This is a genomic window from Methylobacterium tarhaniae (assembly GCF_001043955.1).
Classification (GTDB): domain Bacteria; phylum Pseudomonadota; class Alphaproteobacteria; order Rhizobiales; family Beijerinckiaceae; genus Methylobacterium; species Methylobacterium tarhaniae.
This window is the reverse complement of the sequence record NZ_LABZ01000012.1, coordinates 33,845-57,924: the sequence shown is the minus strand read 5'-3', so window position 1 is coordinate 57,924 and position 24,080 is coordinate 33,845. Positions and strand designations below refer to the sequence as shown.

The 24,080-nt window shown below is 70.5% G+C and carries 15 protein-coding genes and 1 pseudogene; 4 read left to right on the top strand and 12 right to left on the bottom strand.

Going from position 1 to position 24,080, the window contains the following annotated elements; translation table 11 throughout:
• Positions 1-18 precede the first annotated feature (18 nt).
• From nusA to urtA, 7 genes and pseudogenes are all read right to left on the bottom strand, one after another.
• Positions 19-1,716 carry a transcription termination factor NusA gene (nusA, locus tag VQ03_RS02025; protein ID WP_048449183.1) on the bottom strand — a complete coding sequence of 566 codons (1,698 nt, stop codon included), beginning with the start codon at positions 1,714-1,716 and terminating at the stop codon, positions 19-21.
• A 73-nt stretch (positions 1,717-1,789) separates the two neighbouring features.
• Positions 1,790-2,380 (bottom strand): annotated as a pseudogene (rimP, locus tag VQ03_RS02020) (ribosome maturation factor RimP); the annotation flags it as partial.
• A 212-nt stretch (positions 2,381-2,592) separates the two neighbouring features.
• A complete protein-coding gene (urtE, locus tag VQ03_RS02015) occupies positions 2,593-3,288 on the bottom strand; it encodes an urea ABC transporter ATP-binding subunit UrtE (protein WP_048449181.1) in 696 nt (231 codons plus the stop codon).
• Between the two features lie 246 nt (positions 3,289-3,534).
• Positions 3,535-4,326, bottom strand: coding sequence for an urea ABC transporter ATP-binding protein UrtD (gene urtD / locus VQ03_RS02010; protein WP_048449180.1), 792 nt, complete (start codon positions 4,324-4,326; stop codon positions 3,535-3,537).
• Complete coding sequence (gene urtC, locus VQ03_RS02005) at positions 4,323-5,459, bottom strand: urea ABC transporter permease subunit UrtC (RefSeq protein ID WP_048449179.1); 1,137 nt, start codon at positions 5,457-5,459, stop codon at positions 4,323-4,325. Before urtC ends, urtD begins: the two co-directional genes overlap by 4 nt.
• 2 nt (positions 5,460-5,461) lie before the next feature.
• Positions 5,462-7,051 (bottom strand): urea ABC transporter permease subunit UrtB, encoded by a 1,590-nt coding sequence (urtB, locus tag VQ03_RS02000; RefSeq protein WP_048449178.1) that lies wholly within the window; start codon positions 7,049-7,051, stop codon positions 5,462-5,464.
• A gap of 109 nt (positions 7,052-7,160) precedes the next feature.
• Positions 7,161-8,447, bottom strand: a complete 1,287-nt coding sequence (urtA, locus tag VQ03_RS01995) for an urea ABC transporter substrate-binding protein (protein WP_048449194.1) — start codon at positions 8,445-8,447, stop codon at positions 7,161-7,163.
• A gap of 261 nt (positions 8,448-8,708) precedes the next feature.
• Between urtA and VQ03_RS01990 the strand changes: the two genes are divergently transcribed.
• On the top strand, positions 8,709-10,373 hold the full coding sequence (locus tag VQ03_RS01990) for an alpha-amylase family protein (protein WP_048449177.1): 1,665 nt from the start codon (positions 8,709-8,711) through the stop codon (positions 10,371-10,373).
• A 235-nt stretch (positions 10,374-10,608) separates the two neighbouring features.
• On the opposite strand, the gene VQ03_RS01985 is transcribed toward VQ03_RS01990, so the two are convergent.
• Positions 10,609-10,866: a helix-turn-helix domain-containing protein gene (locus VQ03_RS01985; protein WP_048449176.1), complete on the bottom strand. Its 258-nt coding sequence runs from the start codon at positions 10,864-10,866 to the stop codon at positions 10,609-10,611.
• Positions 10,867-11,326: 460 nt separating this feature from the next.
• Positions 11,327-12,367: a cysteine synthase A gene (locus tag VQ03_RS01980; RefSeq protein WP_048449175.1), complete on the bottom strand. Its 1,041-nt coding sequence runs from the start codon at positions 12,365-12,367 to the stop codon at positions 11,327-11,329.
• A gap of 215 nt (positions 12,368-12,582) precedes the next feature.
• Between VQ03_RS01980 and VQ03_RS01975 the strand changes: the two genes are divergently transcribed.
• The gene (locus VQ03_RS01975) at positions 12,583-16,077 is read left to right on the top strand and encodes an indolepyruvate ferredoxin oxidoreductase family protein (protein ID WP_048449174.1); all 3,495 of its coding nucleotides are present in this window, start codon (positions 12,583-12,585) and stop codon (positions 16,075-16,077) included.
• 88 nt (positions 16,078-16,165) lie between these two features.
• On the opposite strand, the gene VQ03_RS01970 is transcribed toward VQ03_RS01975, so the two are convergent.
• The 3 genes from VQ03_RS01970 to VQ03_RS01960 all read right to left on the bottom strand — a co-directional run bounded on the left by VQ03_RS01970 (position 16,166) and on the right by VQ03_RS01960 (position 21,047).
• A complete protein-coding gene (locus VQ03_RS01970) occupies positions 16,166-16,810 on the bottom strand; it encodes a L,D-transpeptidase (protein WP_048449173.1) in 645 nt (214 codons plus the stop codon).
• A 165-nt stretch (positions 16,811-16,975) separates the two neighbouring features.
• Positions 16,976-19,378 (bottom strand): putative bifunctional diguanylate cyclase/phosphodiesterase, encoded by a 2,403-nt coding sequence (locus tag VQ03_RS01965; protein WP_083467717.1) that lies wholly within the window; start codon positions 19,376-19,378, stop codon positions 16,976-16,978.
• A gap of 118 nt (positions 19,379-19,496) precedes the next feature.
• Positions 19,497-21,047 (bottom strand): acetolactate synthase large subunit, encoded by a 1,551-nt coding sequence (locus VQ03_RS01960; RefSeq protein ID WP_048449172.1) that lies wholly within the window; start codon positions 21,045-21,047, stop codon positions 19,497-19,499.
• A 586-nt stretch (positions 21,048-21,633) separates the two neighbouring features.
• On the opposite strand from VQ03_RS01960, the gene VQ03_RS01950 reads away from it, so the two are divergent.
• The gene (locus tag VQ03_RS01950) at positions 21,634-22,695 is read left to right on the top strand and encodes a zinc-binding metallopeptidase family protein (protein ID WP_048449170.1); all 1,062 of its coding nucleotides are present in this window, start codon (positions 21,634-21,636) and stop codon (positions 22,693-22,695) included.
• Positions 22,696-22,832: 137 nt separating this feature from the next.
• Positions 22,833-23,831, top strand: a complete 999-nt coding sequence (locus VQ03_RS01945) for a fumarylacetoacetate hydrolase family protein (RefSeq protein WP_048449169.1) — start codon at positions 22,833-22,835, stop codon at positions 23,829-23,831.
• Positions 23,832-24,080: the final 249 nt, after the last annotated feature.

Below are 24,080 nucleotides of genomic sequence, written 5' to 3'. Positions count from 1 at the left end.
CCATCGCTGCGTCGAGCCTCAGGTCGGCTGCCGCTCGGCGGTCTCGGCGGCCTCCTCCTCGACCGGCACGGTCTCGGCCTGGTCGCCCTCGCCCTCGCCCTCGGCCTGATCGCCCTCGCCGTCCTCACCCTCGGCCTCGTCGCCTTCCTGCGCCTCCTCCGGCGGGGGCGCCTCGACCCAGCCGGCATGGACGCGGGCGGCCATGATCATCGCCTCGGCCTCGGCGCGGGAGACCTCGAACCCGTCGAGGTAGCCGGCATGGCGCACCGCCTCGGGCCCGCGGCCTTCGGTGTAGCCGACGAGGTCGTCGGTGGCGCAGCCGGCGAGGTCCTCGACGGTCTTCACGTCGTTCTCGCCCAGCGCCACCATCATCGGGGTGGTGATGCCGTCGATGTCGCGCAGCTCGTCGGCGACGCCGAGCTCGATGCGGCGGGCATCGTTCTCGGCCTCGATGCGGTTGAGATAGTCGAGGGCGCGGGCCTGGATCTCGGCCCCGGTCTCCTCGTCGAGGCCCTGGATGTTGGCGAGTTCCGACGGCTCGACATAGGCGATCTCCTCGACCGAGCGGAAGCCTTCCGCGGCGAGGAGCTGGCCCACGGTCTCGTCGACGTCGAGGGCCTGCATGAAGGTGTTGGTGCGCTCGACGAACTCCTTCTGCCGGCGCTCCGATTCCTCGGCCTCGGTCAGGATGTCGATGTCCCAGCCGGTGAGCTGGGAGGCGAGCCGCACGTTCTGGCCGCGCCGGCCGATGGCGAGCGACAGCTGGTCGTCGGGCACCACCACCTCGATGCGGTCGGCCTCCTCGTCGAGCACCACCTTGACCACCTCGGCCGGCTGGAGCGCGTTGACGATGAAGGTCGCCTGGTCCTGCGACCACGGGATGATGTCGATCTTCTCGCCCTGCAGCTCGCCGACCACCGCCTGGACGCGCGAGCCGCGCATGCCGACGCAGGCGCCGACCGGGTCGATCGAGGAATCGCGCGAGATCACCGCGATCTTGGCGCGCGAGCCCGGATCGCGGGCGACCGCCTTCACCTCGACGATGCCGTCGTAGATCTCCGGCACTTCCTGGCCGAAGAGCTTGGCCATGAATTGCGGGTGGGAGCGACTGAGGAAGATCTGCGGCCCGCGCACCTCGCGGCGGACGTCGAACAGGTAGGCGCGGATGCGGTCGCCGGGGCGGAAGGTCTCGCGCGGGATCGACTCGTCGCGGCGCACGATGCCCTCGCCGCGGCCGAGATCGACGATGACGTTGCCGTACTCGACGCGCTTGACCAGGCCGTTGACGACCTCGCCGATGCGGTCCTTGTACTCGTCGTACTGGCGGTCGCGCTCGGCGTCGCGGACCTTCTGGACGATCACCTGCTTGGCCGACTGGGCGGCGACGCGGCCGAAATCGAAGGGCGGCAGGGTGTCGGAGATCACGTCGCCGACCTGGGCGGCCGGGTTGTGGCGGCGGGCCGACGGCAGGTCGATCTCGCGGGCGTCGTTCTCGACCTCGTCCACCACCAGGAGGTGGCGCGACAGGCGCAGTGCGCCGGTGCGGGGATCGATCTCGGCATGCACGTCGGTCTCGGCGCCGTAGCGCGAGCGGGCGGCCTTGGCGATCGCCTCCTCCATGGCGCCGAGCACGATCGAGCGGTCGATGACCTTCTCGCGGGCGACCGCCTCGGCGATCTGGAGGAGTTCGAGCCTGTTGGCGCTGACGACGGCCATCGGTTCAGTCCTTCCTGGGTTTCGACTCGTTACGGGTCCGGAGCGTTCTTCAGTGGGTGACGGAGGGGCTCGTGCCCTCGTCCTCGTCATCCTCGTCGTCCTGCGGCGGGGCCGAGCCGCGCCGCAGGGATTCGCGCACCAGTGCGTCGGTGAGGACGAGGTGGGCCTCGCCGATGTCGCGCAAGTTGAGGTCGTAGGAGGACGGGGTGCCCTCCTTGGCGTCGGGCAGGTCGATGCGGACCGTGTCGCCCTCCGGGGCCCGGATGATGCCGCGGAATCGCTTGCGGCCGTCGAGCGGCGTCGCCAGCTCGACCTTCGCCTCGTAGCCGGCCCAGCGGGCGAAGTCGCCCGCCCGGACCAGCGGCCGGTCGATGCCCGGCGAGGAGATCTCGAGGTAGTAGGCGCCGCCGATCGGGTCGTCGACGTCGAGGATCGGCGAGATCGTGCGGCTGACGGTCTCGCACTCGTCCACCGACATCGTGCCGTCCGGCCGCTCGACCATGATCTGCACCGTGCAGCCGCTCTGGCTGGAGACCTTCACCCGCACGAGGCGGAAGCCGAGGCCCTCGATGGCGGGCTCGATGATCTGCGCGACGCGAGCGGCGACGCCGCTCTCGGTGATGAGGCGCTTCTCGGCCGGGTTCTGGTCTGGGGCGTCGGTCATGAGGTCGGTGCCGCGGCGGGGTCCCCGCGAGAGGGGCCCTTGGAGGGGAGGCAATCTGGCGTTCGGCTCGCGCCCGGGGAGGCTTGCGGCAATAAAAAAGAGCGGGCCCCGGGGGGACCCACTCCCGCACCGCAGCCTCACGGCCACGAACAGAACTGTTGTCGCGGAGATAAGCCCGCGAGCGGCGAAAGGCAAGGTGGTTGAGCGCTATCTCACACCGACAGCCATCGCCGCACCTGCGCCTCGACCATGCCCGAGCGCGGCCCGGCCTCGACCACCTGGCCGCGATCCATCACCGCGTAGGTGTCGCAGAGGTCGCGGGCCCATTCGAAATACTGCTCGACCAGCACGATCGCCATGTCGCCCTTGCCCCGCAGATAGTCGATCGCCCGGCCGATATCCTTGATGATCGAGGGCTGGATGCCCTCCGTCGGCTCGTCGAGGACGAGGACGCGGGGGCGCGTCACCAGGGCGCGGCCGATGGCGAGCTGCTGCTGCTGGCCGCCCGAGAGATCGCCGCCGCGCCGGCCCAGCATGTCCTTGAGGACCGGGAAGAGGTCGTAGATCTCGGCCGGCACGTAGCGGTCGCGGCGCTTGCACGGTGCGAAGCCCGTCTCCAGGTTCTCCTTTACGGTGAGCAGCGGGAAGATCTCGCGGCCCTGCGGCACGAAGGCGATGCCCTGGCGGGCGCGGTCGTAAGGCGCGAGGCGGCTGATGTCGCGGCCGTCGAGCTTGACCGCGCCCTTCGACACCGGCTGCTGGCCGACGATGGCGCGCATCAGCGAGGTCTTGCCGACGCCGTTGCGACCGAGCACCGCCGTCACCTTGCCGGGTTCGGCCTGGAGCGAGACGCCGCGCAGGGCCTGCGCCGCGCTGTAATGGAGATCGATGGTCTCGACGGAGAGCATGGAAGAAATCCTCAGAGCCTGCTCGGCTCGTCCGACGGAATTGCCACCCTCCTCGTCATCCCGGGGCTCGCCGGGCTGAGAACCCCGGATCCATCACCGCCGACTCATCGTGACGGAGCGAGCCGCGTTCCGCTGCACCCTGCATCGTCGGCGGTGATGGATCCGGGGTTCCGCTGCGCGGCCCCGGGATGACGGGAAGCGTTGTCGATGAAAGTGCCCGACAGGCCTTCGCCGCCACGGGCACTCTCAGCGGCCGAGATAGACCTCGACCACCCGCGGGTCGGCCGAGACCGAATCGATCGAGCCCTCGGCCAGCACCGCGCCCTCGTGCAGGCAGGTGACGCGGCACTGGAGGGCGCGCACGAAGTGCATGTCGTGCTCGACGACGATCACCGCGTGGTCTTTCGCAATGCGGCGCAGAAGCGTCGCCGTCGCCTCGGTCTCGGCGTCGGTCATGCCGGCCACCGGCTCGTCGACGAGGAGGAGCTTCGGATCCTGCGCGAGCAGCATGCCGATCTCCAGCCACTGCTTCTGGCCGTGCGAGAGGTCGGCCGCCGGCCGGGCCCGATGGGCGATCAGCCCCACGGTCTCCAGGATGGCGTCGATCTGCGCCCGCTCGACCCGGTTGCGCCAGCCGAACAGCGAGGCGGTCGCGGCGCGAGGACCTTTGAGCGCCAGAAGGATGTTGTCGGCGACCGACTGGCTCTCGAACACCGTCGGCTTCTGGAACTTGCGGCCGATGCCGAGCTCGGCGATCGCCGCCTCGTCCATCCGGGTCAGGTCGTGCATGCCGTCATAGATCACCTGTCCGGTATCGGGCCGGGTCTTGCCGGTGATGCAATCCATCATCGTGGTCTTGCCGGCGCCGTTCGGACCGATGATCGCCCGCATCTCGCCGGGCATCAGGGTCAGGGACAGGCCGCGCAGGGCCCGGTAGCCGTCGAAGGTGACCTTGATGTCGTCGACGTAGAGCAGGGCCTGGGTGAGGCGCTTCTCGTGAACCGGGTCGGAAGGGTGCAGGGCGACCGCCGCGCTCATGATCCGCGGCCCTCCTCGGCCAGGGCTGGGGGGATGTCCATCCGGATTCGGGCCCGCCGCGCGCCGAGGCGCTCGGTCAGGGTGCCGAGGATGCCCTTGGGCAGGAACAGGGTGACGACGACGAACAGGGCGCCGAGCGCGAACAGCCAGGCATCCGGCATCGCCCCGGTGAGCAGGGTCTTGGCGTAGTTGACCAGCACCGCGCCGAGGGCTGCGCCGACGAGGGTGCCGCGGCCGCCGACCGCGACCCAGATCACCGCCTCGATCGAGTTGGCGGGGGCGAACTCGGACGGGTTGATGATGCCGACCTGCGGCACGTAGAGGGCGCCGGCGACGCCCGCCATCATCGCCGAGACGGTGAAGGCCAGGACCTTGTAGTGCGCCGTGCGGTAGCCGAGGAAGCGGGTGCGGGACTCGGCGTCCCGGATCGCGATCAGCACCTTGCCGAAGGCCGAGGTCGTCATGAACCGGGCGACCAGATAGGCCAGGGCCAGCGCCAATGCGGTCAGGACGAACAGGACGACGCGGGTCCCCTGCGCCTGCACGCTGAAGCCGAGGATGTCCTTGAAGTCGGTGAGCCCATTGTTGCCCCCGAGGCCCATGTCGTTGCGGAAGAAGGCGAGCATCAGCGCGAAGGTCATCGCCTGGGTGATGATCGACAGGTAGACGCCGGTCACCCGCGAGCGGAAGGCGAGCCAGCCGAACACGAAGGCGAGGATCCCCGGCACCAGCAGCACCATCACGGCCGCGAAGGGAAACCAATCGAAGCCGTGCCAGTACCAGGGCAGGGACTTGTAGTTCAGGAAGACCATGAAGTCGGGCAGGACCGGGTTGCCGTAGACGCCGCGCGGGCCGATCTGGCGCATCAGGTACATGCCCATGGCGTAGCCGCCGAGCGCGAAGAACGCGCCGTGGCCGAGCGAGAGGATGCCGCAATAGCCCCAGACGAGATCGAGGCTCAGCGCCAGGATCGCGTAGGCGAGGTACTTGCCCATCAGGGAGACGGCGTAGGTCGGCACGTGGAAAGCCGAGCCCGGCGCGGTCAGCAGGTTGAGGGCCGGCACCACGATGCAGGCGGCGGCGAGAACGCCGAGGAAGATCCAGCCCGGCTTGTCGATGCGGGAGAGCAGCATGGTCAGGCCTCCACCGCCCGGCCCTTGAGCGCGAACAGGCCGCGCGGCCGCTTCTGGATGAACAGGATGATGAAGACGAGGAGCAGGATCTTGCCGAGCACCGCGCCGGCATAGGGCTCCAGGAACTTGTTGGCGACGCCGAGGGTGAGAGCCGCCACCAGCGTGCCCCACAGGTTGCCGACGCCGCCGAAGACCACGACCAGGAACGAGTCGATGATGTAGCCCTGGCCGAGATTCGGCGAGACGTTGTCGATCTGCGAGAGCGCGACGCCGGCGACGCCCGCGATGCCCGAGCCGAGGCCGAAGGTGAAGGCGTCGATCCAGGGCGTGCGGATGCCCATGGCGGCGGCCATGCGGCGGTTCTGGGTGACGGCGCGGGTCTTCAGGCCGAACGAGGTCGCCTTCAGGATCAGGTTGAGGGCGATGAAGACGCCAAGCGCGAAAACCACGATCCACAGCCGGCCCCAGGTGATCGAGAGGCCGAACAGGTCGAAGGCGCCGGACATGTAGGACGGCGCGCCGACCTCGCGGTTCGTCGGGCCGAACACCGAGCGCACCGCCTGCTGCAGGATCAGGCTGATGCCCCAGGTGGCGAGCAGCGTCTCCAGCGGCCGGCCGTAGAGATGGCGGATGACGCTGCGCTCGATCAGGATGCCGACGGCGCCGGCGGCGAGGAAGGCGAGCGGGATCGCGATCGGCAGCGACCAGTCGAACAGGCCGGGAGCGTTCTGGCGGATCAGCTCCTGCACCAGGTAGGTGGTGTAGGCGCCGAGCATCACCATCTCGCCATGCGCCATGTTGATGATGCCCATCACCCCGAAGGTGATGGCGAGGCCGATGGCGGCGAGCAGCAGCACCGAGCCGAGAGAGATGCCGTACCAGGCGTTCTGCACGTTCGCCATCAGCGCCTGGCGGGTCTCGATGCCTGAGATCCCACGGGCGGCGGCGTCGCGCACGCTCTGGGCGGGATCCGCCGAGAGGCCGCGCAGGATGGCGAGCGCTTCCGAGTCGCCGCGGGCCTGGAGGGTGTCGATGGCCGAGAGCCGCTCGATCTCGGGGGCGCCGGGCTTGGCGAGCAGCGCGGCGGCTCGGGCCTCCTGGAGGCTCCGCTTCACGCCCGCATCCGACTCGCGGGCGAGCGCGGCGTCGAGGGCCGGGAGAGCGGCCGCGTCGCGGGCCTTCAACACCGCGTCGGCGGCGATGCGGCGAGTGGCCGGATCGGGCGCGAGCAGGTTCAGGGTGCCGAGGGCCGCGTCGATCGCGCGCCGCACCCGGTTGTTGACCCGCACGGGCTTGAGGCCGTCCGCGCTCATCGCGGCGCCGGTGCGGGCGTCGGTGACCTTGGCGCCGTCCTTGATGGCGAGCGCCTTGTCGTCGGGGCGGTAGAGCAGGCGGTTGTCGGTCAGCGCCCGCAATACCGGCCCGGCCTTCGGGTCGCCGCTGGTGGAAAGCGCGGCGATGCCGGCCTCGATGTCGGAATAGCTGTCGCCGGCGAGCCGGGCATAGGCGGCATCGGACCCGGTCTGCGCGGCGGCGGGCAGGGCCAGCACGGCGCACCAGGCGACGAGGAGAAGGACGAGGCAGCGGCGCATACAAGGGGTGTCCGGAAGAGGATTGTGGCGTCCTCCCCCCTCCCGTGTGGAAGAGGGGTCCCGCGCTCATGGCGGCGAGCGCCGTGGCGCTCGCCGCTTGGTCACACGCTCACGCGCCGCCGCACTTCTTGGTCTTGGTGTTGTAGTTGCCGCAATTGAGCTTGACCCAGTCGGCCTCGAGGTCCTTCGAGCCGTCGAGCTGCTTCGACCAGGCCTCGCCGGGGATCAGGCCGTCGGTCTTCCACACCACGTCGAACTGGCCGTTATCCTTGATCTCGCCGATGAAGACCGGCTTGGTGATGTGGTGGTTGGCCAGCATCTCCGAGGTGCCGCCGGTCAGGTTGTCCTGCTTGATGCCCGGAAGCGCCGCGATCACCTTGTCGGGATCGGTGGTGCCGGCCTTCTCGACCGCCTTCACCCACATGTTGAAGCCGATGTAGTGGGCCTCCATCGGGTCGTTGGTGACGCGCTTCGGGTTCTTGGTGTAGGCGTGCCACTTCTCGATGAACGCCTTGTTGGCCGGCGTGTCGATCGACATGAAGTAGTTCCAGGCGGCCAGGTGGCCGAGCAGCGGCTTGGTGTCGATGCCGGCCAGCTCCTCCTCGCCGACCGAGAAGGCCACGACCGGGATGTCGGTCGCCTTGATGCCCTGGTTCGCCAGCTCCTTGTAGAACGGCACGTTGGCGTCGCCGTTGACGGTCGAGACCACCGCGGTCTTCTTGCCGGCCGAGCCGAAGCTCTTGATCGCGGCGACCCGGGTCTGCCAGTCGGACTGGCCGAACGGGGTGTAGTTGATGGAAATATCCTCGGGCTTCACGCCCTTGGCCTTCAAGTAGGCTTCGAGGATCTTGTTGGTGGTGCGGGGATAGACGTAGTCGGTGCCCTCCAGCACCCAGCGCTCGACCTTCTCCTCCTTCATCAGGTAGTCGACGGCCGGGATCGCCTGCTGGTTCGGGGCGGCGCCGGTATAGAACACGTTGCGCTCGCTCTCCTCGCCCTCGTACTGGACGGGGTAGAACAGGATCGAGTTCAGCTCCTTGAACACCGGCAGAACGGACTTGCGCGACACGCTGGTCCAGCAGCCGAACACCGCCGAGACCTTGTCCTTGGCGATCAGCTCGCGCGCCTTCTCGGCAAAGAGCGGCCAGTTCGAGGCCGGATCGACGACCACCGCCTCGAGCTTCTTGCCGAGCACGCCGCCCTTCTTGTTCTGCTCGTCGATGAGCATCAGCATGACGTCTTTGAGCGTCGTCTCGGAGATCGCCATCGTGCCCGAGAGCGAGTGCAGGATGCCGACCTTGATGGTCTCCTGCGCCGAGGCGACCGTGGTCGTCAGCGTGCCGAGCGCCAACCCGCCCGCGACCGCGGCGCGCGAGAGCCAACCCTTCCACGTCATGTTCATCGTCTCCCTGGGCCGCAGCGGCCGGGGGCGGATCCGCAAGGCGCGTGCCAAGGCATTTTTCGGGAAAGGTTCCCGGAGATCCGGGCTCAAATTGTGGGCACGCGCCGGATTCCGTGGCCGTTTGCCCGCTTTTTGTCGGCATCCCCGCCCTCATCGGCGCCATTCTGCCTAAGCCTGCGCCAAGGCTACGCTTGGTTCGCGCTTGCCCTAGTTGTGATGGCTCGCATGCATCGTCGAGGTTGAGGGGGAACCGGGGTGATCGAGGACCTCTGGTACAAGAACGCGGTGATCTACTGCCTCTCGGTCGGCTCCTTCATGGATGCCAACGGCGACGGCGTCGGCGATTTCGAGGGGCTGGAGCGGCGCCTCGACTATCTGCTCGGGCTCGGCGTGACGGCGATCTGGCTGCACCCGTTCCAGCCCTCGCCGAACCGCGACCACGGCTACGACGTGGCCGATTATTACGGCGTCGATCCGCGCTACGGCACGCTCGGCGACTTCGTCGCCTTCACCCACGCCGCCAAGCAGCGCGGGATGCGGGTGCTGATCGACCTCGTGGTCAACCACACCTCCGACCAGCATCCCTGGTTCCAGGCCGCCCGCTCCGACCCGAACGCCCGCACCCGCGACTGGTACGTCTGGTCGAAGACGAAGCCGCCGCATGCCGACCAGGGCATGGTCTTCCCGGGGGTGCAGAAGAGCACCTGGAGCTACGACAAGGAAGCGAAGGCCTGGTACTTCCACCGCTTCTACGATTTCCAGCCCGACCTCAACACCGCCAACCCGCACGTCCAGGCCGAGATCCTGAAGATCATGGGGTTCTGGATCCAGCTCGGCGTCTCGGGCTTCCGGATGGACGCGGTGCCGTTCGTGATCGCCGAGAAGGGGCCGGAGGTCTCGGGCGAGCCGCGCGAGCAGTTCGAGTTGCTGCGGCTGTTCCGCGAGTTCCTGCAATGGCGCCAGGGCGACGCGATCATCCTGGCCGAGGCCAACATCCTGCCGCGCCAGGACCTCGATTATTTCGGCGACGACGCCGACCGCATGCACATGATGTTCAACTTCCAGGTCAACCAGGCCCTGTTCTACGCGCTGGCCTCCGCCGATGCGCGGCCGCTGGTGAAGGCGCTGGAGAAGACCTGGAACCGGCCGCCCTCGGGCCAATGGGCGATCTTCCTGCGCAACCACGACGAGCTCGACCTCGGCCGCCTGACCGAGAAGCAGCGCCAGACCGTCTTCCAGGAATTCGGGCCCGACCCGGACATGCAGCTCTACGACCGCGGCATCCGCCGGCGCCTCGCGCCGATGCTCGGCGGCGACCGGCGCCGGATCGAACTCGCCTACAGCCTGATGTTCACCCTGCCGGGCACGCCCGTCCTGCGCTACGGCGACGAGATCGGCATGGGCGACGACCTCTCGCTGCCGGAACGCGATTGCGCCCGCACGCCGATGCAGTGGTCGGACGAGCCGCAGGGCGGCTTCACGCTCAGCGACAGCCCCGAATCGCCGCCGATCCATGAGGGGCCCTACGCCTACGCCCACGTCAACGCCGCGGCGCAGCGCTGCGCGCCGGAATCGCTCCTCAACTGGATGGAGCGGGTCATCCGCATGCGCAAGGAAGTGCCGGAGATCGGCTGGGGCGACTTCACCGCCCTCGAGACCGGCGACACGAGCGTGCTCGCCCTGCGCTACGACTGGCGCAACAACGCGGTTCTCTGCCTGCACAACTTCGCGGCGGAGCCGAAGGAAATCACCTTCGCCACCGGCCTAGACGGCGAAGGCCGGCACCTGATCGACCTCCTCACCGGCCAGCGCAGCCGGGCCGACGACGACGACCGGCACCGCGTGCTGCTGGAGGGGTACGGGTACCGGTGGTACCGGGTGGGAGGGTTGGATTATTTGTTGCGGCGGAGCGAGATCTGAGGGCTGCGGGGCTATCTCCCCATCCCGCCCGCGACCTCATCCTGAGGTGTGAGCGAAGCGAGCCTCGAAGGAGGGCTCCAGTCATCTCCGTGGCCTCTGGAACCCTCCTTCGAGGCTGAGCGACCTCCGATCGCCCGGCACCTCGGGACGAGGTCGAGGGTGGGACGATTCGGAGAAGCGCCCGACAGGGTCGTTACCGTCCTGCCCGAGCCTGCCATCCGGCGTCCCGGCTCCGTCAGGCACCCACCTCCGCCGACATTCCCAGCCCCGTCTCCTCCAGCGAGAACTCTCCGTCCGACCAGTCGGCCCAGACGACGTCGCGGTAGATCGGCAGGCAGACGCCGATCCTCCTGTATTCCGCGATCCGGTTGCGCACCGTGCGCACCGAGATGCCGAGCATCTTGGCGGCGTGGGTACGGTTGCCACGGCAACGGATGAGCGTCTCGATGACGAGCTTGCGCTCGGCCTCCGCGAGGGTGGTCGCTGGCGCCATGCTGCTTTTCCTCCTGGTGACGAGGGCCCCCGGGTGTCTCTTGTTCTGACGACCGGGAAAAGCTGCGCAATCACGGTTAACAAGTCTTTAATGAGCCGATCGACCGGGTACGGCACGCCTCTGTGCTTGCAACGCAGCACGTCGATCGACGGACAATACAGTTCTGATTTGTCCGATGAACGGGAGTGGACGGCAGGACGAACGGCGCCCGGCGCCGGCATTCGGCCCGGGCCGGGCGGGATCGCGGAATCCTGTCCTGCCGGGCACCAGGATCAGGCAGGCTCACATCTTTTCGCGATGGCCCGCCGGGCGCAGCGAAACCGCTTCGGGGAGCGGCAGGGCCGGCCGATCCGGGACGGCGGGACGGCGGCGACGCCTCGTTCTTCGCCGCCTCACCTCGGACACGCCCGACGCGGATCTTGGGCCGCGCGGAGGCGTGAAAAAATATTTGCGGGGGTCGTCAGGCTCCCGTCGGCACCAGCCCCGGATCGATCGTTCGCGGGCTCGCGAGCCAGTGCGGCACCGGCAGGTCGCGGGCGCGCAGGAAGCCCGGATCGAACAGCTTCGAGGCGTAGCGGGTGCCGTAATCGCACAGGATCGTCACGATGGTGTGGCCGGGGCCGAGATGGCGGGCGAGCCGGATCGCCCCCGCCACGTTGATCCCCGACGAGCCGCCGAGGCACAGGCCCTCCTCTTCCAGCAGGCCGAAGACCAGCGGCAGCGCCTCGGCATCGGGGATGCCGAAGGAGATGTCGGGCCGGAAGCCCGCGAGGTTGCCGGTGATGCGGCCCTGGCCGATGCCCTCGGTGATCGAGCTGCCCGAGGCCTTGAGTTCGCCGGTGGCGTAATAGGGATGCAGGGCCGAGCCGTCGGGATCGGCGAGCCCGATCGTCACCGCCGGGTTGCGGGCGCGCAACGCCGCCGCGGTGCCGGCCAGCGTGCCGCCGGTGCCGGCCGCGCAGATGAAGCCGTCGACCTTCCCCTCGGTCGCCTCCCAGATCTCGGGACCCGTCGTGGCGATGTGGGCCTCGCGGTTGGCCGTGTTGTCGAACTGGTCGGCGAAGAAGGCGCCGCCGGGCTCTGTGGCGGAGAGGCGCTCGGCGAGGCGGCCGGCCACCTTCACGTAATTGTTGGGGTTGGCGAAGGGCACCGCCGGTACCTCGACGAGGTCGGCCCCGGCGAGCCGCAGCGCCTGCTTCTTCTCCGCCGACTGGGTGTCGGGGATCACGATCACGGTGCGATAGCCGCGCGCGGCGCCGACCAGGGCGAGGCCGATGCCGGTATTGCCCGCCGTGCCCTCGACGATGGTGCCGCCCGGCCGCAAGGTGCCGGCGCGCTCCGCGGCCTCGACCATGAACAGGGCGGCGCGGTCCTTCACCGACTGGCCGGGATTCATGAACTCGGCCTTGCCCAGGATGGTGCAGCCGGTCTCCTCCGAGGCGCGCTTGAGACGGATCAAGGGCGTGCCGCCGATCGCGGCGAGGATGTCGGAGCGGATCATCGCGAGGTCATCCGGTCTTGAGCGGGCGCGAGGGCCCGAGAGGGGCCGCCGTGATGCCGCGAATCCGGAGAGGCGGCAAGGTTGAGCTGTCTGGAACGCCTCCAGGGCGCGTTGACGGGACCGGCCGGAAATGTCAGCCTTCCTGACTTAATCGGCGTGGTCCCGAGAGGCCGGTCAAACCGGTCCGCACCGCGCGAGGAGGAGAGGAACACGCGATGGGTTCGCCCGCGACCACCCCGTCCCTTCGGCCGGTCAGCCTCGACGACAAGTACGATCTCTCCCGCGATCAGGTCTTCGTTACCGGCACCCAGGCGGTGATCCGGATGCTGCTGATGCAGCAGGCCCGCGACCGGGCGGCGGGGCTCAACACCGCGGGCTTCGTGTCGGGCTATCGCGGCTCGCCGATCGGCGGGCTCGACCAGAACCTGGTGCGGGCGAAGACGGTTCTCGACCAGGCCGGCATCGTGTTCCAGCCCGGCCTCAACGAGGAACTGGCCGCCACCGCGATCTGGGGCGCACAGCAGGCCGAGATGCGGGGCGAGGGCCGCTACGACGGCGTGTTCGGCCTCTGGTACGGCAAGGGCCCCGGGGTCGACCGCTCCGGCGACGTCTTCCGCCACGCCAACATGGCCGGCACCTCGCGCCATGGCGGCGTGCTGGCGCTGATGGGCGACGACCACACGGCGGAATCCTCCACCGTCGCGCATCAATCGGAGTTCCACTTCGTCGACGTCATGTCGCCGATCCTGAACCCGGCCGGCGTGCAGGAGATCTTGGATTACGGCCTCTACGGCTACGCGATGAGCCGCTATTGCGGCACCTGGGTCGCATTCAAATGCGTGAAGGAGAACATCGAATCGACCGCGAGCGTCGATGCGCGCCTCGACCGGGTGAAGATCGTCCTTCCCGACGACTTCCTGATGCCGCCGGGCGGGCTCAACATCCGCACGCCGGACGGCATCCTGGAGCAGGAGGCCCGCCTCCAGGACTTCAAGCGCGACGCCATGCTGGCCTTCGTGCGCGCCAACAACCTCAACCGGATCGTGCTCACCGGCGGGCGCCAGCCGAAGATCGGCATCATCACGGTCGGCAAGTCCTATCTCGACGTGCGCCAGGCGATGGACGACCTCGGCCTCGACGAGGTCAAGGCCAACGACATGGGGTTGCGCCTCTACAAGGTCGCCTGCCCGTGGCCGCTGTCGCGGCGGGAACTGGCGGAGTTCGCGGACGGCCTCGACCTCGTGATGGTGGTGGAGGAGAAGCGCTCGCTGATCGAGGTGCAGCTGCGCGAGGAGCTGTACGGGTCGCGCCACCAGCCCGTCTGCATCGGCAAGCGGGATGAAGAGGGGAACTGGCTCTTCCCGGTGAAGGGCGCCCTCGACCCCAACGACATCGCGGTGGCGCTCGGCGAGCGCCTGCTGCGCTACCACCGCAACGACGACCTCGCGGGGCGCGTCGCCCGGCTGCAGGGCGCGCAGGAGCGGCTGGCAGCGACCGCCGACATCGCCGCGCGGATCCCGCATTTCTGCGCCGGCTGCCCGCACAATTCCTCGACCAAGGTGCCAGAGGGGATGCGGGCCTATGCGGGCATCGGCTGCCACTACATGGCGCAGTGGATGGACCGCAGTACCGACGGCTTCACCCAGATGGGCGGCGAGGGCGCGAACTGGATCGGCGAGAACAGCTTCTCGAAGCGCGGCCACGTCTTCCAGAATCTCGGCGACGGCACCTACAACCATTCGGGCTCGCTGGCGCTCCGCTGGGCCGTCGATACCGGCACCACCATCACCTACAAGATCCTGTTCAACGACGCGGTGGCGATGACCGGCGGCCAGCCGCACGAGGGAGGGCTGACCGTCGACCGCATCGCCGCGCAGGTGCGGGCGGAGGGCGTCGAGCGCATCGCCCTCGTCACCGACGAGCCGGACAAGTACCCGGCGACGGTCGCCTGGCCGCACGGGCTGACGATCCACCACCGCGACGAGCTGGATGCGGTCCAGCGCGAGCTGGCCGAGGTGCCGGGCGTTTCGGTGATGATCTACGACCAGACCTGCGCCTCCGAGAAGCGCCGCCGCCGCAAGCGCAACGCCTATCCCGACCCGGACAAGCGTGTGATCATCAACGAACTCGTCTGCGAGGGCTGCGGCGACTGCTCGGTGCAGTCGAACTGCGTCGCGGTGCAGCCGGTCGAGACCGAGTTCGGCCGCAAGCGCCGCATCGACCAGTCGGGCTGCAACAAGGACTTTTCCTGCGTGAAGGGCTTCTGTCCGTCCTTCGTGACGGTGCATGGAGCGAAGCCCCGCAGCCAGCCGGCCGGACTCCCGGCGGCGGCGGGCACCGAGGCGCCGGATGCGGGCCTGCCGGAGCCCGCGATCCCGGAGATCGCCGGGACCTACAACCTGATCGTCACCGGCGTCGGCGGCACCGGGGTGGTGACGATCGGGGCGATCCTCGGCATGGCGGCGCATCTCGAGGGCAAGGGCCTCGGGATGATCGACATGGCCGGCCTCGCCCAGAAGGGCGGGGCGGTGTTCAGCCATGTGCGCCTCGCCCGAAGGCAGGAGGACATCCACGCGATCCGGGTCGGTGCGGGCGCCGCCGACCTGGTGCTCGGCTGCGACCTCGTGGTGAGCGGCCACCGCAAGGTGCTGTCGGCGATCACGAAGGGCCGCACCCACCTCGTCATCAACACCGCCGAGGTGATGCCGGGCGAGTTCACCCGCCGGCCCGATTTCTCCCTGCCGGCCGAGCGGATCAAGCGGGCGATCCGCGAGGCGGCCGGGGTCGAGCACGCCGACTTCACCGATGCGACCAGCCTCGCCGTCTCGGCGCTCGGCAATGCGCTCGCCGCCAACATGTTCATGCTGGGCTATGCCTGGCAGCGCGGACGGGTGCCGCTCTCGCGAGACGCCCTCGTCAAGGCGATCGAGCTCAACCGCGAGGCGGTGGCGATGAACCTCGCGGCCTTCGCCTGGGGGCGGCGCGCGGCGGCTTCCCCCGAGACGATGCGGGCGGTCGAAGCCCCGGCTCCGGAGCTGGCGCCGGACCTCGACGGCGTCATCGCCAAGCGCGTCGCCTTCCTGACCGCCTACCAGGACGCCGCTTATGCCGCCCGCTACGCGACGGCCGTGGCGGCCTTACGGGCCCGGGAAGCTGCGATCCTGCCCGGCCAGGAGGCGCTCGCGGACGCCGCCGCCCGCTCGCTCTTCCGGCTGATGGCCTACAAGGACGAGTACGAGGTCGCCCGGCTCTACACCGACGGCAGCTTCCAGGCGCAGGTGGAGCGCACCTTCGAGGGCGAGGGCCTGCGCTACGAGTTCCACCTCGCCCCGCCGCTGCTCGCCCGCCGCGATCCCGCCACCGGCCGGCCGCGCAAGACGACCTTCGGGCCCTGGATGATGAAGGCCTTCGGGGTTCTCGCCCGGATGAAGGCCCTGCGCGGCACGGCCTTCGACCCGTTCGGCTACACCCGGGAACGGCGCGAGGAACGGCGCCTGGTGCAGGACTTCGAGGCGCTGATGGCCGAGATCGTCCGCGGTCTCACCCCGGCCAACCACGCCGCCGCGATCGGCCTCGCCAGCCTGCCCCAGCGCATCCGCGGCTACGGCCCGGTGAAGGCGAAGAACCTCGCGGCGGCGAAGGCCGAGGAAGCGGCTCTGCTGGCCCGCTTCCGCAACCCGGCCGAGGCGATGGCGACGGCGGCGGAGTGAGGCCTCCGCCCCTCGCTCGTACCGGCGGGCCACCCCCATGATGGGAGGACCATGACGCGGCGCCGCGCCCTCCGGCGCGGCGGCCCTCCTACGCCCGGTACTTCCCGTTCCGCTTCACCAGCACGGTCGTGCCCACCGGCACCCGGTTGTAGAGGTCGACCACGTCCTCGTTGAGCATGCGCACGCAGCCCGAGGACATCTGCTCGCCGATGCTCCAGGGCTCGTTGGTGCCGTGGATGCGGAACAGGATGTCGCGGCCGCCCTGGTAGAGGTAGAGGGCGCGGGCGCCCAGCGGGTTGTCGAGGCCGCCCTTGCGCAGGCGCGGCAGGTCGGGGTTGAGGCTGACCATCTTGGCGGTCGGGCCCCAATCGGGCCAGACGCCCTTGCGGCCGACCGTGGCGGTGCCCTTCCAGGAGAAGCCGAGCTTGCCGACGCCGACGCCGTAGCGCATCGCCTGGCCGCCCTCCTGGACGAGGTAGAGGAAGCGCTCGTCGATATCGACCACGACGGTGCCGGGCTTCTCCAGGCCGGTATAGGCGACGGTCTGGCGCCGGTACTTCGGATCCATCCGGCTGCGGTCGACCAGCGGCACGTCGTAGGGCTGGTCGGGCATGCTGCCGATGTACCAGGCCGCGTCCGGATCCGCCGCCGCGACATTCGCTGGCCCGCGGGTGTTGCAGGCCGCGAGCGGCAGCCCGGCGAGGAGGGCGAGGACGAGACGGCGCGGGAGCATGCGGGCGTGACCTTTCGGCAAGGGGAGTTTTCCCACGGGGAGTTTTCCCGAGGGGAGTTTTCCCGAGGGGAGTTTTCCCCAGGGGAGTTTTCCCATGCCTAGCCGTTCCCGACCGCGCAGGTTGTGTCTTCACGGACTCAACGTCCGGGAAACGGGCGGCGACAATCAGGCGGCCGCCGCCCAGGGCACCGCCGAGGCCGCGAGCAGCCCGCGCAGCTCGTCCGCCGGCACCGGCCGGCTGAACAGGAAGCCCTGCACCTCGCCGCAACCGCTGCGCCGCAGGAAGGCGAGCTGCGCCTCGGTCTCGACGCCCTCCGCCAGCGTCGTGATGCCGAGGCTGGCGCCGAGCCCGATCACCGCCTGCACGATCGCCACCGCGGTGGCCTCGCGGCCGACCGCCGCGGTGAACGAGCGGTCGATCTTGATCTTGTCGAACGGGAAGGCCTGCAGGTAGCTCAGCGAGGCGTAGCCGGTGCCGAAATCGTCGATGGCGATCCGCACCCCGAGACCGCGCAGCCGGTGCAGCACCGCCACGTTGGCGGTGCTCTCTTCCAGCATCACCTGCTCGGTGATCTCGAGCTCGAGCCGGGCCGGGTCGAGGCCCGACTCGGCGAGCGCCCGCGCCACGGTCCCGACGAGGTCGGGGGTGCGGAACTGCGCCGGCGACAGGTTCACGGCGACCCGCACGCCGCCCGGCCAGCCGGCGGCCTCGCGGCAGGCCCGACGCAGCACCCACTCGCCCAGGGGCGCGATCAGCCCGGTCTCCTCGGCCACCGGGATGAACGCGCCCGGCGAGACGAAGCCCCGGTCCGGATGGCGCCAGCGCAGCAGCGCCTCGCAGCCCGTCACCGCGAGGCTGCCCGTGGCGACGAGGGGTTGGTAATGCACCTCCAGCGCCTCGGCGGCGATCGCCGCCCGCAGGTCGCGTTCCAGGGCGCGCCGGCTCTGCAGCGCCGCATCCATGGCGGGCTCGAACAGGCGCCGCGTGCGCCGCCCGTCGGCCTTGGCGGCGTAGAGCGCGGTATCGGCCTTACGCAGGAGCCCGTCGGGGTCGTCGCCGTGCTCGGGCGCCAGCGCGATCCCGACGCTCGCCCCGATCGTGACGTCCTGGCCGTCGAGCGCGAAGGGGCGGCCGAGGGCGGCGATGATCCGGTCGGCGAGGCCGAGGAGGACGTCCCGCCCTCCGGGGCCCAGGATCGCGAACTCGTCGCCGCCGAGTCGCGCCACCAGCCCATCGGCGTCGAGGCAGGCGCGCAGGCGCTCGGCGACCTCGCGCAGCAGGGCGTCGCCGGCCGGGTGGCCGAGGGTGTCGTTGACGAGCTTGAAGTGGTCGAGGTCGAGGCAGAGCAGGCCGAGCGGCAGACCCGCCGCCACCGCCTCGGCCAGCCGCTGGTGGAACAGGACGCGGTTCGGCAGCCCCGTGAGGGCGTCGTGATGGGCCATGTGGGCGATGCGCCGCTCGGCCCGGCGCTGCTCGGTCACGTCGACGCAGGCCGTCAGGGTGGCGCTCAGGCCCTCGAACGGGATCGGGCCGGAGAAGACCTCGACGTCGATCAGGCTGCCATCGGACCGGCGGTGGCGCTGGGACGGAGCCGGGGCGTACGACCCCTTGGCCTCCGGCACCACGAGGTCGCCGGCCGAGAGGCGCAGGAAGTCCTCGCGGGAGAAACCGTAATGGCCGGTGGCGGCGTCGTTCACCGCCAGCACCGCCCCGCCCTCTCCCGAGAGCCACATCGGGACCGGGTTATGCTCGAACAGGAGGCGGGCCGAGGCCTCCCGCGCCTTCAGGTCGCCGATATCGGTGAGGGTGACGCCGATCAGCTCGCCGATCGCCGCGACCTCGACGCGCAGGTGCAGCACGCTCCCGTCGGGCCGCGGATAGGAGCCCTCGAAGGCGCCGGTCGTGCCCTCGAGAGCCGCCACCAGGCGCTCCAGGGTAGGCGAGCCCTTGAGATGCGGCATCAGGGTGGTCAGGCGCTGCCACTGCGCCGTCTCGACGGTGGCGCGCAGCATCGCGGCCGCGGCGGCGTTGAGGGCGAGGATCCGGAAATCCTGCACCGCGCCGCTCTCGTCGCGCAGAGCCGCCCCGGCCACCATGCCTTGCCGGGTCGAGCGGAACAGGGTCTTGAGGAGGTTCGTCCGCGCGGTCTCGCCGGCGAGGCACAGGAGCACCAGGCGCTCGCCCCTCCACGTCGCGAGGGGCAGGCCGAGCATTCCGGTCGTGTAGGCGACGCCGCCCGATACCTGCGCGCAATGCGCCTGAACCGGTTCGCCGGCGGCGAGCGCGTCGCCGACGACGTCGCGCAAGGAATGCGCGAGCCCCCCCGGCAAGTCGTCGAGGGCGAGGCCCGCCCCCTCGCGGCCGAGCCAGCCCTCGAATTCCTCGCCCACCCAGAGCAGGTGGGGCCTGCCGGCCGGTCCACCCACCAGGGCGGCGCGGCCGGCCATGCGGCCGAGATTACCGAGGACCAGTTCCTCGTAGGCCGGCAGCCCGCGGGCGGCGGCCCGGGCGGCACGCCAGCGGTGCAGCAGCCCGTCCGTGCCGTCGCCTTTCGCACTGCCGATCATCTCGTCCGATCCGAACCCGAACCGTCATGTGCTAGACCCCCAGCCTCTTCCGGGAAGTTAACTTAAGCCGGCTCAATCACGAATCTGTGAGCCGCGAGACCGGGATCGTGCGCCGCCGCTATCCCAGCGCCACCTCGATCAGGAACGGGCCGCGCCGGGCGAGCGCCCCCGTCAGGGTGTCGACGAGCTGGGCCAGGGTCTCGACCCGGCGCGCCTCGACGCCGTAGCCCCGCGACAGGCTCACCCAGTCGATCGGCGGATCGTCGAGGGTCAGCATGTCGATCGCCTTGCGACCCGGATTCGCGCCGACATTGGTCAGCTCGTGGCGCAGGATCGCGTAGGAGCGGTTCGCCCAGATCAGCGTCACCACGTCGAGGCGCTCGCGCGCCTGGGTCCAGAGCGCCTGGGCGGTGTAGAGGGCGCTGCCGTCGGCCTGGAGCGAGATCACCTTGCGGTCCGGGCAGGCCACCGCGGCGCCGGTCGCCATCGGGATGCCGAGCCCGATCGCGCCACCCGTGAGCTGGAGCCAGGTATGGGGCGCCGCCGCATGGGTGGAGGCGAAGAAGTTGCGCCCCGTCGTGACCGACTCGTCGCAGATGATGGCGCCCTCGGGGATCAGCGCGCCGAGCACCCGGGCGATCGAATCCTGGTCCAGCGGTCCGCTCGCCGGCAGGGCGGGACGGGGGCCGGAGGGAAGCGGCGCCTCGGGCGGCGCGCCGACCGCCTCGGCCAGGCGCTCCAGGGCGTCGATCTGGTCCTGCTCGGGGGTGGCGAGGGCGAAGACGTCGCAGGTGGGGGGAGCGAGCGCGCTCGGCTTGCCCGGATAGGCGAAGAACGCCACCGGCAGCGTCGCGCCGATGAGGATCACGTGCTTGTAGGGCGCCAGCACCTCCCGGGCCGGATCGACCGGATAGGGCAGGCGCTCGATCGGCACCGTGCCGGCGCCCCGGTCGATGCGGGCGTTCGAGGTCATGGCCAGGAGCTTGGCGCCGGTTTTTTCCGCGATGCGGGCGGCGATGCGCCGTCCCTCGTCGCGCACCGCCCGGTCGCCGAGATGGAGCAGCACCGGCTCGCCGCTGCGCAGGGCCGCGACCGCGTGCGCGATCGCCTCGTCGCTCGCCCGCGGCCGCTCCGGGATCGCCGGCAGGGGCGCGATGCCGGAGCCTTCCTCCCAGGCGGTGTCGGCGGGCAGGATCAGGGTGGCGACGCCGCCGGGCGCCGTGCGGGCGGCGACGACCGCATCCGCCCCGTCCGCCGCCACCGCCTTGGCGCTCAGGCCCGTGCGGAGCCAGGCCGAGACCGGGCCGGCCAGCCCCTCGATGTCGGAGGTGAGCGGCGCGTCGAAGGTGCGGTGATAGGTGGCGTGCTCGCCCACGATGTTGACGACGGCCGAGCGGGCGCGGCGCGCATTGTGCAGGTTGGCGATGCCGTTGCCGAGGCCCGGCCCGAGATGCAGCAGCGTCGAGGCCGGCTTGTCGGCCATGCGGGCATAGCCGTCGGCCGCACCCGTCGCCCCGCCCTCGAACAGGCACAGGACCGCCCGCATCCCCTCGACCCGGTCGAGGGCGGCGACGAAGTGCATCTCCGAGGTGCCCGGATTGGTGAAGCACACCTCCACGCCCCCCGCCACCAGGGTGCGCACCAGGCTCTCGGCCCCGTTCATCGCCATCGGCGTCTCCTCTCGCGCGGACCTTGTGCCGGCCCGGTTCGGGTTTGCGGTCTGGTGATAGGGGATTTCCGGGCGGGATGTGAGGGCGTGGGGGACATGGGTGGCCGCCGTGATGCCCGGCTTCCCGGTGACCTGGCGTGCGGGCGACGACAGGCTGGGCATCGGCGCGACCAGGCCCGATCGCCCACGCGCGAGCCGTCGCCGCGGACCCTCCGGTCGTCCCATGATGGTCGACGACAGTCGCGGATGGAGACGCGTGCCATGACGGTCCAATCCTCGTCCGACGACGATGCCCGCCGCCCGAGGTCCCTGGCGCGGGTCCGGAACGAGATCGTGCATGGTGGATTGGGCACCGCCATCTCGCATGGCGATGTCGACGGGTCGGTCAGGAATCCGGAGGCGATGGCGGGCCCCCCTTCGGCACGCCGCATCGCTTGGGGACTCATCGGCCTCCGGGGCCGATGCGAACGGCCGATCCACGACCTCGAGCCTTGATGCGACTCCGGGCGAGGCGGCATCGCAACCCCCGCCCCCCTAGCACGTTCGTTGCACCGTGCGGCGGGCCGTATGCCCGGTGGAGATTCCGATGAAGCTGTTCCAGTGCCAGTCCTGCGGCAACATCCTGTATTTCGAGAACCGGACCTGCCAGCGCTGCGGCCACCGCCTCGCCTACCTGCCGGAGACCCGCACCCTCTCGGCGCTCACGCCCGCCGGAGGCGAGGACTGGACGCCGCTCGCCGTGCCCGACCGGCCGAGCCGGTTCTGCGCCAACGCGGTGCACGACACCTGCAACTGGCTGGTGCCACCGGGCTCGGGCGACACCTTCTGCCTCGCCTGCCGCCACAACGGCACGATCCCCGACGTGTCGAACCCGGACTTCCTCGCCAAGTGGCGCGAGATGGAATTCGCCAAGCACCGGCTCTTCTACAGCCTCCTGCGCTGGAACCTGCCGCTGAAGACCCGGGCCGAGGATCCCGAGCACGGGCTGATCTTCCACTTCCTGGCCGATCCGCCGGAGAACCAGGGCCCGAAGGTGATGACCGGCCACGACAACGGCGTGATCACCATCGCCCTCGTCGAGGCCGACGACGCCGAGCGCGAGAAGCGCCGGCGCGAGATGGGCGAGCCCTATCGCACGCTGCTCGGGCATTTCCGCCACGAGGTCGGCCACCATTACTGGGACCTGCTGGTGCGCGATGCCGGCCGGCTCGAGGCCTGCCGGGCGGTGTTCGGCGACGATTCGCAGGATTACAACGCGGCGCTCCAGCGGCACTACGAGCAGGGCACGCCGGCCAACTGGCAGGAGAACTTCGTCTCGGCCTACGCCACCACCCATCCGTGGGAGGATTTCGCCGAGACCTGGGCCCACTACCTGCACATCGTCGACACGCTGGAGATGGCGAGCGCCTTCGGCATGCAGGTCCACCCGCTCCTCGACGCGGGGGGCGAGCTCGCCGCGCGGATCGACTTCGACCCCTACGAGGCGCAGAGCATCGAGCAGATCGTGGCCGCCTGGCTGCCCTTCGTCTTCGCCCTCAACAGCGTCAACCGGGCGATGGGCCAGGGCGACCTCTACCCCTTCGTGCTGGCGCCGCCGGTGATCGGCAAGCTCGGCTTCATCCACGGCCTCGTCCACGGAACGATCTGATCCCCCGACCTGACGTGAGGGACCGCCCCGGCCGTCTCGGCCGTAGCCTCCGCGGCCGGGGCGGTCCATGATGGGGCAACGCGCCCGAAGAATCGGGCCGCCCCGCCCGCGTGAGCGGGCGACAGGAGGGACGCTGAATGAAGCTCGCCAGCCTCAAGCACGGCCGCGACGGCCGCCTCGTCGTGGTCTCGCGCGACCTGACCCGCGCCACCGACGCCTTCATCGTGGTGCCGACGCTGCAGCGGGCCCTCGACGAGTGGGAGCGCCACGCTCCCGCCCTGAGCGCCCTGGCCGAGCAGCTCGAGCACGGCTCGGTGCCCTCGTTCCGCTTTCACGAGCACGATTGCGCCGCTCCCCTCCCCCGTGCCTATGCCCGCCGGCACGCCGCCGCCTGGCCCGGCTACGCGGCGCTGCTGCGCCAGGCCGCGGGCGCCGAGGCGCCGGCCGGCGAGGCGGGGACCTTGCGCGACGCCGCCTCCGACGGGTTCCTCGGCCCCCGCGATCCCCTCGCCGTCGACGATCCGGCGGCCTCCCTCGACCTCTCGGCGGGTCTCGCGGCGATCACCGGCGACCTGCTCCGGGGCGCCGACACGGTCGCCGCGGAGGACGCGGTCCGGCTGGTGACGCTGGTGGCGGAGGTGATCCGCCACGACCGCCTGCGGCCGGACGGGCTCGATCTCGACGGGGCGGAGGCGCCGGCCATCGCCGCGAGCCTCGCACCGGTGGTGGTGACCCCCGACGAGCTCGGGGATGCCTGGCGCGACGGCAGCCTGCACCGCCCGCTGCTCGTGAGCCGCAACGGCAAGGCGCTCGGCTGCCCCGATGCCGGCACCGATCTGGGACGCGGCCTCGTCGCCCTGGTGGCGGAGGCGGCGCGTCACCGCGCCCTGGGTGCGGGCACGATCGTCAGTGCCGGCCCGGTCTCGAACCGCGGCATCGATGGCGGCCCGGGCCGCCCTGCCGCCGAGGGCGGTGCCGGCTATGCCTGCCTGGCCGAGGCCCGCGCCGCCGAGGCCCTGACCGGCGGCTGGGTCCGCACGCCCTATCTCGCAACCGGCGACCGCCTGCGGATCGAGATGAAGGATCCCGGCGGGCACTCGATCTTCGGGGCGATCGAGCACGACGTGGCCGGCTGACGCGGGGATGGCCGGCGCGGCGCCGGACAGCCGCGCCGGCCCCTGCAACAGCGACGCCACCGACACGCGCAACGGGCAGCGCGCAAGGACGACCGGGCCACGGCGTCGGGAGCTTGTTCCATCGCGCAGAACCGGACCGGTCGCCCTGGACGGCGGTGGTGGCGCGCGCAATCCGGACCCTGGGAGGCGCCAGCCTCGTCATTCCGGCCCCTGGGAGGCGCCAGCCTCGTCATCAAGGCGCACTCCGCC